8 protein-coding genes are annotated in these 16,043 nt (G+C 64.6%); 1 reads left to right on the top strand and 7 read right to left on the bottom strand.

What is annotated here, in order from left to right:
* Window positions 1-17: 17 nt before the first annotated feature.
* From BUS42_RS02075 to BUS42_RS02045, 7 genes are all read right to left on the bottom strand, one after another.
* Window positions 18-4,037, bottom strand: a complete 4,020-nt coding sequence (locus BUS42_RS02075) for an FtsK/SpoIIIE domain-containing protein (RefSeq protein WP_074304832.1) — start codon at window positions 4,035-4,037, stop codon at window positions 18-20.
* A complete protein-coding gene (locus BUS42_RS02070; RefSeq protein ID WP_074304830.1) occupies window positions 4,034-4,273 on the bottom strand; it encodes a hypothetical protein in 240 nt (79 codons plus the stop codon). The genes BUS42_RS02075 and BUS42_RS02070 overlap by 4 nt, the downstream gene beginning before the upstream one ends.
* 40 nt (window positions 4,274-4,313) lie before the next feature.
* Window positions 4,314-4,967 carry a hypothetical protein gene (locus BUS42_RS02065; RefSeq protein ID WP_254053249.1) on the bottom strand — a complete coding sequence of 218 codons (654 nt, stop codon included), beginning with the start codon at window positions 4,965-4,967 and terminating at the stop codon, window positions 4,314-4,316.
* 469 nt (window positions 4,968-5,436) lie between these two features.
* Window positions 5,437-7,602 carry a glycoside hydrolase family 32 protein gene (locus BUS42_RS02060; protein ID WP_074310582.1) on the bottom strand — a complete coding sequence of 722 codons (2,166 nt, stop codon included), beginning with the start codon at window positions 7,600-7,602 and terminating at the stop codon, window positions 5,437-5,439.
* Window positions 7,603-7,775: 173 nt separating this feature from the next.
* Window positions 7,776-9,206, bottom strand: a complete 1,431-nt coding sequence (locus tag BUS42_RS02055) for a sulfatase family protein (protein ID WP_074304828.1) — start codon at window positions 9,204-9,206, stop codon at window positions 7,776-7,778.
* Between the two features lie 166 nt (window positions 9,207-9,372).
* A complete protein-coding gene (locus tag BUS42_RS02050; protein WP_074310580.1) occupies window positions 9,373-14,337 on the bottom strand; it encodes a DUF3320 domain-containing protein in 4,965 nt (1,654 codons plus the stop codon).
* Window positions 14,338-14,604: 267 nt separating this feature from the next.
* A complete protein-coding gene (locus BUS42_RS02045) occupies window positions 14,605-15,162 on the bottom strand; it encodes a YqgE/AlgH family protein (protein ID WP_074304826.1) in 558 nt (185 codons plus the stop codon).
* Between the two features lie 370 nt (window positions 15,163-15,532).
* Here BUS42_RS02045 and BUS42_RS02040 point away from each other — a divergent pair, with 370 nt between their 5' ends.
* Window positions 15,533-15,952, top strand: coding sequence for a thioredoxin family protein (locus tag BUS42_RS02040; protein WP_074304824.1), 420 nt, complete (start codon window positions 15,533-15,535; stop codon window positions 15,950-15,952).
* Window positions 15,953-16,043: the final 91 nt, after the last annotated feature.

The raw sequence follows: 16,043 nt of genomic DNA, 5'->3' as shown, positions 1-16,043 counted from the left end.
TGGCACCCAAGCCTCACTCAGATGATCGAATTTTCAGACGATTTCTCACCGTTGACCGCCGCGGCTCGCTTCTGGAGTTGCATTCGCACCTGGGCGAGCCAATCTTCGCCAGGCAGACCGTAGGGGCGGAACTTCTCGAGCCGGTTCTGCTCTTCGCTGGAGAAGAGGGCGCGATGGGGGCCGAGGCGGCTGGCGTGGGGGGCGTCGAGCAGGTGACCGGAATCGTTCGGGCTCATCTGGAAGAGGACGCGGAGCTCGAACTCACGCAGCAACTGGTGATCGAAATAGCGGTTCAGGTTGTTCAGGTTGTCGCACCAGGTGAGAACATGAACACCCAGGCTCGGGCCTTCGCGCACGATGGTGGCGAAGTGGTCGGAGGGGCTCGCCTCTTCGTCGCGCCGGGAGAAGCCGTAGTCGTTCTCGCGTTTGCGGAGGTCGCGGAACCGGGGCAAGTCGTGGACCAGGAGGAAGAGCTCGGGGCCATCGGGGGCGTCGGGTTGCTGACGCCGTTCGACCTCCCTGGCCACCTCGGCGACAATCCGACCGGCGTCGCGCCAGCCGCCGGCCAGGACGGGCTGGGGGATGACCCCGGCCACCCGGGTGAGAAGGCCCGCCTCACTCTGGTCCTCGGGAGTGCCGTCGAGCACGTAGAACCGCGCGCCCGAGCGCGTGGTGTCCGACTCCGACCCCGAGACCGAGTCGGGGGGCGGATACTGAGCGGCGAGACTCACGAGCGCTGAGCACATGATGCCAAGTGCCGACTCGTCATTCTGGCCGACAATTAAGAGGTGGTTTCCCCCTTGGCGGCGGAACAGGGCCGAGGTCGGATCCTTGATCGCGATCGGGTCGCCCAGCCAGGCGAGCGCCGAGCGGGGCGTGGCAGGCCAGGTCGCCGGGGCGAGCCGCGCCTTGAGAAGCGGGTTCCGCGCCAGATCGGCCTGGGCGTCCCCTTCGAACACCAAGGGAGTCCGCGCGAGGACCGGCTTGCGCTCGCGGGCCAGCGCGCGAATCTGCTTCAAATACGCCTCGCGGCGCTCGTCGGAGAGCCAGACCACCTGGAAAAAGTGGTTCCCTTCAACCAACCCGTTCGCGTCGTTATAGACCGCCTCGCCGGGGCGTGACAGCAAGTGAGCGGCCGGGTTCTGTTCGCTCAGGATCAACGCGGCGTCCGAGTCGCTGCACTGCAAGGCAATCCGAACCGCCATCTGGCCAAGTGTCGTCCGCGCCAGGGCATAAGCCCCCCCCAGCGACTGCGAGCCGAGATGAACGTGGACGCCGAACGCCCGCCCTTGACGAACCAGCCGGTCGAGCAGGAGTGCGGCCTCTTGCGCGAGCTTGTCCTCCTCGACGAAGAACTCCTGGAACTCATCCACAATCAAGAGGATCCGCGGCAGTGGAGGCGTCCCGGGTGCATTGCGGTAGCCGTTCAGGTCTTGAACGCCGGCGTCGCGGAACAGGTCGGCCCGCTCTCGCATGGCAGTGTCGAGCCGCTGCAACACGCTGATCCCGAACTCACGCTCACTCTCGATCGCCACGACGCTCGCGTGCGGAAGCTCCTGAGTGGCGTAGACCTTGAACTCAACCCCCTTTTTGAAGTCGATCAAATAGAGGTCGATCTCGTCGGGGCTGTAGTTGAGCGCCAGGTTCGTGATCAAGGCATGCAACAGCGTCGATTTCCCCGAGCCGGTTCGTCCGGCGAGCAGGACGTGCTGGGAGGTCCCTTGCCCCAGTGTCAGGTGTTGTCGCTTCGTGGCGCCTGCCTTGCCAAGCGGGATATCGATCCCGGCGCGGCTGTCCTTGGTCCACCAGAGCTCGGCCGGAGGGCTGATGAATTCGAACGGGACCTCGACGCGTCGCGCGTCCCGGGCGGCGGCGCCGGTTTTGACGATCAGGCGGGTGGCGAACTCGGCTGGCGCGGGGGGATCGAGGTGCAACGGATAACGGGAGAAACCCGGGTCGTCCCAGACAAGCCGCCCCTCTTCCCAGGAGAGGATGACCGCACTGCGGCGGAGGTCGTCGAGCGAGAACCCGGTCGGCAGCGGACGGTCCCGGTCGACAACGACCAGGGTCAAGACCCCGCAAGGAACACCGGAGGCCGCGATGCTGGCCAGACGTGCCGCGGACTTGTCGTCGAAACCGGCCGGAAAGTCGGCGACGACCAGGACGCGGTAGGGTTCCGCGACTTCCTCCGCAACGGCGTTGTATTCTTCGATCGTTGCATATTCATTGCGCAAGTATTTCTGGGTCACTTTCTCCATGTGCGCAGAGAGGTCGGCCAGCCGCTCCTCGATCTGCCGAGGCTCGGTCCAGACCTGGCTGGTGACCAGCGCCTCATCGAAGTCGGCCAGGTGCATGAACGCACCAAAGCCACGGCCAATCCCGATCGGATCGACGATCGTGAAGCGAACCTGGCCGGGAGGAAGGCTCGTCAACAGCCTCAACATCGCCGCCTGGAGGACCTCGGTCGCCCTCCCCTTGCCCGCTCCGGGAGCGTCCACCAGGAGGTTCATCTGGCTCGGGAATGGCAGGAGCGCGGGGATCGTGAAGCCTCGAGGAATCCCGTCCATCAACCGGGGGTCGGCGGCAATCCCGTTCGGGATTCCCTCGAGCTCGACCCGGACGTCGCCGATCCGAACCACCGGCGGGACCAGGCGCGGCGTGGGGTGGTCGCTCCAGGCGGGGTCATCCCACCGCGGCCCGTACCCGTCGACCTCGCGGTTAATCTCGTCCAGGGTCGAAACCACCTGCTCGACCCCGGTGCGCCAGCGCTTGGCCAGTTCGTTCCAGGCGGTTTCGTGCTGAACCTTGATCTTGGCCTTGAGGTCGGCAAATTTCTCGTCGAGCTTCTGGGTGTTCGCCTCGTACGAAGTCCGAACGTCGACCTGGCGGCGCTCGTACGAGGCGATCGCCGCGCGCATGTCGGTTTGCTGGGTCGTCTGGATTTCGACCATCCGCTGCGCAAAGACCTCGTTGATCCGCCGCAGCCGATCATCACGCATCGTTTCGCCTTCGGCGATCGACTTCGCTTCGGCGAGCTTCACCTGTTGCAGGTCATTCTGTCGTCGCACGGTGGTCTGAGCGCGGTCGGATTTGAGCCGCTCGGCGGCCAGCGATCGGAAGTGGTTGGCCATCGCCTCGGTGTCAACCAACGACTGGAAAACCGGGTAGTAGAGACGGCTGACTTGCTGCCATGCCAGCGCATAGATCCGGCCGCGAAGTAAATACCCGATCACTGCCGCGCTCACGACGGCCACCCCAAACCCCGTCGCCGGATCCGAAAGCTTCGCCGCCGGAACGATCAGGATCAGGAACAAAACCAAGTACATCCAGAGATAACGATTTCCCTTGAGCATCCTCGGGAGATAGAGGGCTTCCAGCAGTGCCAGGTCGGGCTCGACCCTCGTCAGGCCATCGAAGAGCGGGCCGGTCGGATCTTCAAAATCGTAACGTTGCCGGGACGACGTCGTCGGCGGTTCGGCCAGACCGAACTTGCGATAGTGCTCGAACACGACCCCGAGTCGCTCGCGCATCGACTCGAGCCGCTTCATCGCCTGGTCGATCGGCCGGATCGCCTCGGTGTACTTGGCCAGCGACTCGCGTTCCCCCTTATCGTACGCGGCGGCCGCTTCGGCCTTGCCGCGGTGAGCGACCTGCTTGGCCCGTTCGCGAGAGCCTTCGTAGTCCGCGGCGATCCGTCGGCTCGACTTGGCGAACTCGGACTTCGCCTCGTTCTCTCCCGTGACAGCGGCATCGACGATCGCCCGGCGCCGCTCTTCGTCAAGCTTGCGATCCTCTACCGTCCGCGTCGTATACCGATCGGCCTGATCCTGTTTCGAGGTCTGATAACCCTGCTCGGCGGCCGTGGCGGTCGACGCATAACGAGACGTCACCGACGTCTCCGCCGAAGCCCGCTCAGAAATGAGTCGGAGCAGCTCTTGCAGCGTCTCGCGCTCACGCTCGATGATCGCCGGCTCGGAGCGAGGGTCAGTGACAGGGCCGGGGAGAACGGGCTCGGTGATCGGGGGCGTCGCACTCACAGCATCTCGCTCCGGTCGGAACAATCGCGACGAACGTGGTCGAGGATCTCGGCGAGCTTCTGCATCCCGATCAAGGCGGCGTCGACGGCCGGGTCGAGCGGCATGAGGTGACGCTCCTCGAACTTGCGCCGGACCGAGTCGTTCCAGGTCGATTCGGTGGCCAGCCAGTGTTCTTGAAGCGTCTTGATCGCGTGTTTCAGCCGATGGGAACCGGCCATGACGTTCGCGTTGGCCATGCGTCTCTGCCTCGATCGAAGTGGTTTGAGGACCGTCGAATCAATGCGACGGCTTAGCTTCATCGTGTTCCGCCGCAGGTGTCGGTGTCGGAATTGGACCCGGCTCCTCGGCGGTTGGCACGGGCTCCGGCTCTGGCTCTGGCTCCTCGTCGAGAATCGTGTTCGCGATCGACTCGAGCGGCGAGGCCGAGGCCTCGCCCCGGCCCGACGGCGGGGTCACGCGGAGATAGGCTTCAAGGGCGTCGACCATCCGTTCCAGCTTGAGCATGGCTCGCGGGACGTCGCCGCTCGAGAGATCCTTGATCCGGCGGATGCTCCCGTGGTACTCGAACACAGCCTGCTGCAAGGCTGTGTCCCACTTCTTCACCATCGCCGACCGCATTTCCGCGTCGTGCAGGCTCGCTTCGGCTCTTCTCAGGAGTTCCTTTTGCTCGCCGCACGACGGTGACGAGTCGGGCCGCTTGCCCAGTTGCCGCCGAAACAGTTCGGCCTGGGCCGAGGCCACTTGCTCCCGGCGCCGCTTGAGCTGGTCCTGCCAGTACATCCGCCGGTCATGCTGCAACCACTGGACCGTCCGCCGCGCCTCCATCTCGACGGCGCCCAAGGCACTCAACGCATCCTCCGAGAACAAAGCCAGGGCGACCCGCAGGTCCTTCAACGCCTCGATCGAGTGGACGGCGGCCTGGTTGCTCATGGGACGTTGCCTTCGTCTGGATCAGTGACGGAATCTCGCCGGTACAGGGGAGTTGTCTACTAAGACTAAGGTCTCTACCTCGAGACATTCTCTTCGTAACGAGGGTTACGGTCCACCATTCCAATCGGGCAGAGCGACGCGAGCCTGGGCCTTGCTTTGATGTCTCTTGTCGGGTGGGCACGACCCATCATCCGGGAATTGGTGGGCCGTGCCTACCCGACAAGAGAGTCACGCGGTGGATACTGGCTCGTTTCGCACCGAGACATGGAGGCCGAACATCGTTCGACACGTCAGAATCCAAGACCGATCAAAGGCGTCATCCCACGGAAACCTCGATCCGTTTGGCCGGATCGCAACGGGCCAAACTCTCATGCTCGCATGGGCGAGCGTAACACGCCCCTCCCATCCTGTAAAGCTGGGCGATTCGCCGCTTGGCGTTCCCTTGGAGGAGAAATGCCGAGGGCATCAATCAACGCCAGGTTGAGCCCAGCTCATCGACCTCCAGCAGGCGAATCCGGGGCGGCTCTCCATCGGTCGAGGCGGAGAGCGGCTGCACCCCTTTGGCCGGAATCACGCCCAGGGAAATCGCAACCTGGCCGTCGTTGCCAAAGACTTCGATCGAGCCGCGATCGACCAGGATCTGAAGCCTCACGGTGCCCTTGTTCGACGTCAAGGGGGCGGAATGCTTGCCGCAGGAGAGCCTGTTCTTGCCGGCGTCGTACACGACCGGCACCCCACGCACTCGCAGCGTCAGCTTGCTGGTGGGACCGACCTCGGCCTCCACCTTGATTTCGAGGAGCTCAGCGGTCACTGCGGCGAGCGGGTCACGGGCGAGCTCCGACGCGCCGAGGTCGCGCCAAGCATGATGTTTGGTATGGAGCGAGGCGAGCTCGGCTACCGGGCGGGCGAACATCCGGATTCCCTCGTCGGTTGTCCGCAAGCTCAGCTCGGCGGGGATCGCCATCTGCTGGTTGAACGGCATGGCGGGGAAGGAAATCTCGCGGCCCCAGCCGATCTGGATCCGACGCTGGTCGGGGGTATCGCTGAAGGTCTGCGCCGCATAAAAGTCGCCATACCAGGTCCGGAGCTTGGGCGAATCCGGCTTGAATCGATGGCCGTCGAACTGGCCGAGCATATACGCTCCGTCCGCGCCGTAGAGCACCCAGCGCGACGCGCCGTCGGCTCCGCCGGTCACTGGCAGTTCGAAGAGGTCGGGGCATTCATAAAAACCATCGATTCGCGACTCATAAGTCCACTCCTTGAGGTCGGCCGAGGAGTGGAACGCGATCGCTTGTTTGCCGTCGGCCTCATCGTAGACGGCCATCACCCAGCGGTTCGTCGGCTCGTGGAACAACAAGCGAGGGTCCCGGCCCTGATGCTTGACGACCGGGTTCTTCGCATACTCGGTCGAGGTTCGCCCACGGTCGTTGCTAAAGATCATACACTCACCCCGCCCCGTGCTCGTATAGGCCGCCACCAGCGGCGGGGCGGCGGCGGAGCCAAACCCAGAGCTGTTTTTCCGGTCGACCACTCCGCTGCCCGAGAAGCACCAATCCCCGTATTTCCGAGGCGAGAGCGCAATCGGCAGTTCCTTCCAATGGAGCAGGTCGGGGCTGACTGCATGGCCCCAGTGCATGTTGCCCCAGTCCCACCCATAAGGATTGTGCTGATAGAACAGGTGGTACTCCCCCTCATACCAGAGCAGGCCGTTGGGATCGTTCAGCCACCCCCGCCGCGAGCTGAAGTGAAACTGCGGGCGATCGGCCTCGCGATAGAGTGATGGGGCGTCCGGAAGCTCATCCGCCTGGACGATTTTCTCGAGGCTCTTGGCTTCGGAGGGGAGCACGGCCTCGATCGTCAGCGTCTTGCCACGGAGCGCATGGACGTCGTCGAAGACCAGGAAGTCGGCCCGCGCTTCAGCCAAGCGGATATCGAACTCGCGGACGGTCTGGCCATCGGCGCTAACCTTGAGCTTTCGCACGGGCGCATCGCGTTGCACGGGCAAGTGGAGGTAGCGGGCATTCACGACCAGCTCCCGAGTCACCGGTTCCACCCCTTGCTTGCGGTGGCTCTGAACAATCTGATCGACGTTGATGTGGCCCCAGCCCCCTTGATGCTGGTCGACGATCCGAACCACGGCCGACTTGCCGATGAATTCGGACACATCCCACGCCGCCCAATCGAGTCGCTCGGTCCCCCCCGGGATGTCGTTCGGGCCGGTCTCGCTCCGGACCACCGCGTCGGCGACGACCAATTCCAAAGCCGTCCGGCCAGGATACTTGCCGCCACCGATCAGGAAGTTCAGAAACGGGCGTTGGATCACAAACGAAGGCGAGGTGAGCGTGCCGGTACTCGCGTCGCCCCCGTGGAACGAGTTGACCAGCCTGGTTCCTTGAAACCCGCTGACGCTCATCTGGCCCGGGAGCGTCCCCCGCGCGGGGCCGGAGCCAAACGCCGTCCCGGTGGTCGTCCAGGCGCCATACGTTTCTCCTTCGAAGTCCGCGATCACGAGATCGGCGCGATCCTGGGCGATCGCGACCGAACCGGTGAGGGCCAGGATCCAGGCGAGACCAATCCAGGCGACTCGACCAGGAAGGAGGGATTGGTCAGACCGCGTGGCGGGATGCAGACTCATGGAATCGACCTCGCACGAAGGCGTCCGGCTCTTCTGATTCATCAGCAAAGAGCGGGTCAGGAAAAAATGGATCTCGACGTCGTCGGCGTCCCGGTCGCGACTGTCCGTCGAGGTTAACCCGCAGGCGCCGACCAAGCAATCGCCCCGTCCCGGGCACCCGAGCCCGCAAACCATTACCGAGGGGCCGGCTCATGGTTCGCGGCGGCCGGTTTCAACCCGTGGTCCGCCCCCGCTCGTTCGGGCGGCTGCCAGGGCACGGTCCCGGCACGCTGGACGTGGCGTCTCAGCACGTCGCTGAGGGCGAGGACGACCGCGCGTTCCCCAGCCGATCGATCGTGCTCTTCCCGCGGGTCTTGTCCGAGGTGGAAGAGCTGAAACGGCTCGAACGGGCTGTTCTGGACCAGCTTCCACTCCCCTCGGCGCACCGCGTAGTAATCTTGCCCGTGGTACTTCATCCCTCCCTCGCGGCGCACGAAGATGAGGTCACGTTCGACCGGCGGCCCGCCGGGTCCCTTGTGGCCCAGGAAGGTTGAGAGTAACGAGACGCCGTCAATCGGATGCTCGAACCGAGCGCCGGCCGCCTCGCAGATGGTCGGGAACAGGTCCATCGTCACCGCGACGCGATCGCTCCGCGTGCCGGGCGCGATCCGGCCCGGCCAGACCGCGCACAACGGCACGCGAATGCCCCCTTCGTACATATCTTGTTTGCCGCCTCGAAACGGACCACAGTGGGCGCCGGCGTCGAGTTGCCCGCCGTTGTCGCTCGTGAACAGGATCAGCGTCCGCTCCGCCTGTCCGTTTGCGTGCAAGGCGGCGAGCACCTGGCCGATCCCGTGATCGAGATGCTCGATCAGGGCCACCAGCCTGGCCCGCTTCGGGTCAAGCCCCGGCGCTCGCTGGCGCACCTTGGCGAACCACTCCTGGGGCGGCTGCACCGGCGTATGCGGAGCGTTGTAGGCCAGTTCGAGGAAGAAGGGATGATCCATGCCCTTGCATTCGTTCAAAAAATCAATCGCCCACTGGGAAAAGAGGTCGGTGGCATGCCCCGCCGGATCGATCTCCCGGTCGTCCTGACGCATGTAGTTGATTCCATGGCGGCGATGGTTGTGGTAATCATCCATCATGTCGCCCAGGAACCCGTGAAACCGGTCGAACCCGCGCCGGTTGGGCAGACTCGAGGCCCCCAGCCCCAGATGCCACTTACCGACAAGCGCCGTGCGATAGCCGGCCCCTTTGAGGACCTGCGGCAGCAATACGGCCTGAGGCGAAAGCGCCCCCCAACTGTCCTCGGGGTGGGTGCGGATGACGCCCGGCACACCCACCAGGTCGGGATAGCGCCCGGTCAGCAGGGCCGCCCGGGTCGGAGAACAGACCGGGGAATTCGCATAGAACCGATCGAACCGCACGCCGGCCGCCACCAGCGCATCAATGTTCGGCGTTTTCAGGTCGGCCGCGCCAAAGCTCGAGAGGTCGCCATAGCCCAGGTCGTCGGCCAGGATCAGGAGCACATTGGGCCGGCCGGCATCGGCTGCCGCCTCGGCCGGTTCGGGGACGCCCGCCAGAACGACCATCGCAAACAAGATCACTTGAGCGAATCTCTGCATGATGTCCACGCTCCTCCTCCTCCCCTCCCCCCTGGGACCGCGGGCGACCCGCCCGCAATTCCATTCAATTTCATTTCATTTCATTTCATTTTTTTAAATAAAAATTCAAGAGCGGGCGGGACGCCCGCGGTCCCAGGGGGGGGGGGAGGGGAAACAAATTCATTCCCTAGGCCGGGTCCGGAGGCAACAGATGGTCTCCGCGTTTGATGAGGCGATTCTGTCGGACCAGGTCCTCGACGATGGCATCAATTCGCTGGCGCATCTCGTCGCTGACCCGGGGAAAGCCGAGCAGCCGGCAGGCGGCGGATGCGACCTCCGTGGGTTCCATGCCGAGGGCTTCGGCCACCACGCGTTCGACCGCACCCCCGATCTCTTCCGGCGCGATGAGATCCAGCTTGCGCGCCGCCGTGGGCAAACCGCTTCGATCACGTAACGGCGGCAGGTTCATTTCGGCCGACCAGAGGAAATCGCCCTCGCGTCGGAGACTGCCTTGGCGAATCGACAAGTCAAGCGCGAGGTCAAAGGCCGCCTGGATCCGGGTGCCGATCCGTTTGACGCCGGCCGCGTCGGCGAGCCGTCGCGTGGCCTCCGAAGCGAGGATCGGCCCTTCGGCCTGAACCACCTTGATAACCCATGAAGCCATCCGACGCGGAGGCACTTCATGAAGTTCTTGTCCGCCGAGCTTGACGTCCAGAGCGGCGAGCTGATAGGCCGGGATCGCGGCGGAATCGACGATCAGCTCCCCATCGATCGGGTCGTCGGCCTCCTTCGGCTCGGACGACGCTTCCTGGGGCGGAGACTCGGGACCGGGCGTTTCAACCACCGGCGGGGTCTGGGCGGCATTGATGGCGGAACAGGCCTTGCTCAGCTCGCCCTCGGGGTCACGGAACCACTCGGTGCTCCAGATCCGGTGGAGTTTCCACCCCAGGTTCTCGAGCACCTGCTGGCGCAGCCGGTCACGGTCGCGGGCCGATCGAGCACTCTGGTAGACCGGGCCGTCGCATTCGATCCCGAGTTGGTAGTGACTCGGTCGATCCGGGTCGACGACCCCCATCTCGAGCCGGAATCCCGAGCTGCCGATCCGCTCCCGCACGCGATGCCCGGCAGCCGTCAGCGCCCCTTGCACCGTCCGCTCAAACGAGGAAGCGGACTCGGCTCCGGTCGCTTCGACCGACTCGAGCATGCCGGTCTGTGCGTACGTGAAAAAGGCCTTCAAAGCCTGGACCCCGCGGGCGCTGGTGCGGGCGAGGTCGATATCACCGGCCGTCAGGTTGGTGAAGACCTCGCAACGCCGCCGGGCGCGGGTGATCAGCACGTTCAACCGGCGCTCACCCCCCTCGTTGTTCAGCGGCCCGAAGTTCATTGCCAGGTTGCCATCGGCCGTCCGGCCGTAGCCGACGCTGATGAAGATGACGTCACGCTCGTCCCCTTGAACGTTCTCAAGGTTCTTGACGAAAAAGGGTTCCACGGTCCCTGTCGCAAAGAATTCTTCACATGCTGGCTCTTCACGGCGCAGACGTTCCAACTGATCGATGATCGCCTGCATCTGCGACACGCTGAACGCCGCCACTCCGAGCGTCTGTCGACTCGATTCAGGGCGAGCCAGTTGGTCGCGTGCAAACGCAAGAACGGCCCGCGCCACTTCCTCGGCCTCGCCGGGGTTGGTGCGGGTTCGGCCCCGGTCGTAGTGGGTTTGCGGCAGGTGGCGGAAGACCAGGCCCGACTCGCTGCGCCCGGCGTCGGGGCTGGGAAAGACGACGAGGCGGTTGTCGTAGAACTCGTGGTTGGAGACGGCGATCAGCGACTCGTGCCGGCTTCGGTAGTGCCAGCGAAGCATGCGCTGGGGAGCACCCTGCGAGACGAAGAGACCGAGGATACTCTCCACGTCGTGCAAGGCCTCGTCATCCTCGCCGTCATCGGTCCCTCCCGTGAGCCGGTCGAAGAAGTTGGTCGGGGGAAGCTGCCGGCTATCGCCGACGACGACCGCATTCCGACCGCGCAACAAGGCGCCGAGGGCGTCGACGGGCCGGACCTGGCTGGCCTCGTCGAACACGACCAGGTCGAACTGAAGCGCCCCCGGGGGCAGGTACGAGGCGACCGACATCGGGCTCATCATGAAGACGGGCTTGATCGCCTGCACCGCATTCCCGGCGCGAACCATCAGTTGGCGAACGGGAATATGACGTGATTTCTTCTCGAACTCACGGCGGAGCACGGCGAGCTGTCCCCCTCCGCCTTTCCGCGGCAGCCCTTGCCAGTGGTCGTGGGCCAGGCGGGCCTGGGCGTGGCGCAGGGCCAGCCGGTCCAACTCGCGGAACTTGGCCACGGCCTGATCCTGGCTCGTCCCCTCGAAACCGGCGAGGGGAGGCCGCTCGCGGTACGCCTGTTCCAGCAAACCCTCGTACCACCAGCGGCGGAACGTCGGTGCCAGATGCAGCCGGGCCTCGGGCCACCAGTCTGCCAGGGCCACCACGTCGTCCAGCCCCTCATTCCTGCATCCGTTCACCTGAAAGTTCCAGGCGGCGAGCCCGCGAAGGTCGCTCGTCCGGGACGCCCAGAGCGCCAGCAACGCGGACTGATCTTGGAGTCCAAGGCGGTCGTATCCGCCCGGCCCGAACCGGGTCGTCTCATCAAAGTCAAGGAACGTGAAGAGCGATTGGAGCGCCGCGTGCCGGGCCGTGAGCGCCTCCTCGACGGCGGAAGTTAGGGCTTGCAGACCTTGCAAGTTCGGCCGAGTCGCCAGCAGGTCGACGACGGTGGACGGGACCAGCCCCTCGCGCACATCGGCATGGAGCTCGACAATCGTACGGGCGACCGTCGCCAAGTCTGCCCAGTTCGAGCGTTCTCCGCGCCACTGGGGTCCGAACAGGCGAGCGGCTAGCCCCTCATGGCGGCGGACGGTCTCGCGATACCGCCGCGCGGCCATGATCGCGTCGATCAAGGCGAGTTGCTCCTCAAGCCCGCGCGGTGGCGTTCGGCGGCAGAGCATGGCCACGCGACGCTTGGCACGCCAATACGTTGGCGAGACGAAACGCCACCAACGCCGTCCCGAGACGTTCAGGTCATGGCGGGTTTCGAGAAGGTCCTGGTCCCAGGCCTCGGGGATGACCGATTCATCGTGGCGCTGGTGGAGGTCGGCCAGGGCCTGGCCGTCCTTGAGGAGCTCTTCGGTTTCCCGGGTTCTCGAACCCCAATCCTCGGTTCGGAGGTCGGCCCCGGTCCGGAGCGCCTCCATGCCGGCCCAGTGAGCGGCGCGGAGGAGGATCGCCAACCGATCGGGTCCTTCGGGGGGATCGAAGCCGAGCTGACCGGCGAGCCGGATCGCGGTATCACGCACGCGATCGGTCGTCCGCCGCGCCTGGTCGATCAGGCCACGGAGCTGTTCCTCCTCGCTCGCCAGGAGCATCGTACGACGACTGCCGAAGAACGGGTGGTCGCGCGGGACGCCGGCCTGGGCGAGTCGCGCTTGCAGTTGCTCGACGAGATCGAGCCGGCGTTTGAAGTCGAAGCCGGTCCAGGTGAGCATCGCCGGCAGGTCGGGACGTGGCGGCGCGACCGTAACCGCGGCCGGCGTCGAGCCGTCGCGCAGGTTCAAGAATTCCCCGAACGCCTCGTGGGGTGTGACGCCGCTGGCGGCGATCGGCGTATTGACCGCCTCGCTGTACGCGTTGAGGCGGTCGCGCACCTCCGTCAACATCCGCAGGTCGTCATCGATCGGGCCGAGCCGCGGGCGGGTCAACTCCAAGGTCCGCCGCAGCTCGTCGAGCACCCCTTTTTTCTTGGTCTTGTGGCTGTGGAGTTCGAGGCAGGCCCCGCCGAGCCCGGCCGCGTCGAGCCGCCTCTTGACCACCTCGAGCGCGGCCATCTTCTCGGCCACGAACAAGACTTTTTTCCCCTTGCCGGCCGCCTCGGCGATCAGGTTCGTGATCGTCTGCGACTTGCCGGTCCCCGGCGGCCCTTGGATCACCAGGTTCCGACCCCGATCGGCGTCGAGGAGCGCGAGCATTTGCGTGCTGTCGGCGTCGACGACCTGGCGGTTTTCCCTGGGGTCGAACCAGCGATCGATCGACTCGTCCTCACCGACCTCCGCCGCCGGTTCCTGGAACCCGTCGCCCAGCAGGGCTTTGAGGATCGGGTGCCCGGCGGGCCTGGCCTCTTCGGGCCAGCTCTGCTCGTCGAGGTCCAGATACATCAGGAACTTGCCGAACGAGAAGAAGCCGAGGGCGATCACCTCGGGTTGGACCGCCCATTTCGGCCGATCCTGCACGGCCTCGGCCACGGCACTGAAGTAGGCGGCCACATCGAGGTCATCGGCGTCGGGCATCGCGGGCAGAACGATTTGGAACTCGGCCTTGAGCCGTTCCGCCAGCGAGAGATTCACGCCCAGGTCCTCGCCGTCGTGGCGAAGCCGGAATCGTTCGCGGGCGCTGGTCCTTGCCAACTCGACGGGGACCAAGATCAGCGGGGCGTTCAGCCGCTTCTGAGGAGCGTCGGACTCGTACCAGGAAAGCATCCCCTGGGCGAGGAAGAGCGTGTTGACCCCCTGCTCTTCAATCGAGGTTCGGGCCGCCAAATAGATGGCCAGCAGACGCGACTCCAGCCGAGGCGCCGACAAGGCCGTCTGTAGCTTGAGGTCGGTCGTCGACGTGGGCAGGAAGGTCGGAGCGAGCACCGGAGCCGGTTCGGAGGACAAATCCGGGCTCGGCTCGATGACAAGATCGGTGGATGGCTCGGAGGCTGGTGCCTCGGGCTCCGTCGGAACGACCGGCTCATCGGCAGGCGTCATGAGTCGCAGGTCGCGACTTGGCTCCTGGGCCGGTTCAGGGGTAAGTTCCCCAGGCGGCTCAGGAACGGGCTCGGACGCGAGGTGCGCCTCGGGGGGCTTCGACTCCTGTTCCTGCTCGTGCTCCTGGGCCGGATCGGGATCTTCGGGGGCGGACGGGTCGTGCAGGAAGGTCATGGTCCGCCCTTCGCGCACGAGGATCCGAAACACGTCCGGCGACGACTCCCCGACGATCTCCAACCCGCGCAAGCGCGGGCGATAGTTCAGCAACGGGTTTCGCAGGCTCAGGTCGAGCAGGTCCCTCCGGTCGGCATTGAGTCTCGAACCCACGGGATCGTCGTTCGGCATGACCAGCGATTCCATCGAACGATGCGCCGGGCAGCCCTGGGAGCTCCTTCCCGAGGCCGCGACGCGAAGGAAGTACGACGATCGCTCGAGCCTGGGGAGGGGAGGCCGGCATCGCGTCCACGTCAGATCGATTGAAGCGGCCCCATCCTAGCAGCGCGGCGGCCCGTGCGGAATGCGACCCCGGCAGCGTCGCTCAAGGCCGCGGGCCCTCGGTTCCATTTCGGCCGGCCTGAGGCGACTCGGCCCACGCCACCGCCACGGTTCGAATCAGTTCATCGTCGGGTCGGCAGGCAGCTCTCGGAGCCCCAGAAACTCGGACAGTTTCTGGGTATTGACCTCGGAGACCACCGCTTTCCAGAGCTCCTTGTCATCCTCCTCGCGGAAGATGTGCGCGATCTGAGCGGGCAAGGTAAGCCAGGAATCGGTCTCGAACTCACTTTCCAACTGGTCGGGGCCCCACCCGGAATAGTTGGCGATGACCAGCGACGGCTCCGACTTGCGGCTGATGATCTCCTGAACCTTGGTCGCCTCCATCGTGCAGTAGACACCGGGAATGACCTGCTGGTCGGCCATCGCTTCGATCGTGTGCAGGACCATCAACGGCCCGGTGACCGGTCCGCCCAGACAGAGGGCCTTGTCCCAGACGAACTCCTCATCGAAGATTCGGCCCGAAAGATCGGTCACGACGACGTTCATCGGATGGTTCAGGATCACGCCCATCGCGCCGTCTTCGCCATGATCGAGCATGAGGATGACCGAACGCGAAAAGATCGGGGTGTCGAGCTGAGGGGTCGCGATGACAAGCTGGCCTTTAAGGGAGTTCATAGTTCGGCAGCCCCGCGAGGCGATGCGATTGCGGATGGATTCGTCCTCATCACCAATTCTCCCCCTTCGCGTGCACGAGGCCAACCCCAAACTCCCACGAAACGCCCCTGAATTGGCACGGCCATCCAGCTTTGCATTCGGTTCCATATGCGTTCGATCCACTCAACAGCTTCTCTCCAAATCAATCAATGACTTCATCGACAATAATTTTTCTGCACATTTGCATATCTAAAATTAACGAAACGAAATCCAAATTCGCGACCCGTCGGATTTGCACAATTTACAAAGAATGGGTTGAACGACTGGGTTTTAGTGATTATCCTGGTCCAACTTGACTTGACCGATCACCATGAAGGAGATGATGAGTTTAATGCATGATCTTATTCTTGTGCTCAGCCTTGTATGGTCTTCCCCGCTCGGTCCCGGCGTCCTTGAGGCCCAACCGGTGCGGTCGGCGCTCTCTCTGTCCGCTCGGGTTGTTCCGCCCGCAACGGCCGCGTTGAAGGTGGCCGTTCCGAAGCCGGTCGCCAAGAAGCATTCGATCCTCTTCTTCACCGCATCCTGGTGCCCGGCCTGCATCCAGATGAAGTCGCAAACATTGCCTTACATTTCATTTCCTGGGCACGAACTGCGAATCATCGACGCCGACGCGAATCCTCAACTCCTGCAGGCGTACGGCGTGCAGAGTCTCCCCTCCTACGTCGTCCTTGACGGGACAGGGCGAGCCTACAAGCAAGGCGTCGGATACCGTGATGTTCACCAGTTTGTTGATTTCCTCAAGACGAGGTAATCGGCCTCGACGGCCAATTCTCACTTGAGTGACCAAGCTTCCAGGGGCTTGCGCCCCTGGCTAAGGAACGGGACGCAAATCACTTCCCGAG

The organism is Singulisphaera sp. GP187, from assembly GCF_900129635.1.
GTDB lineage: Bacteria > Planctomycetota > Planctomycetia > Isosphaerales > Isosphaeraceae > Singulisphaera.
This window is presented reverse-complemented; position numbering and strand designations above follow the sequence as displayed.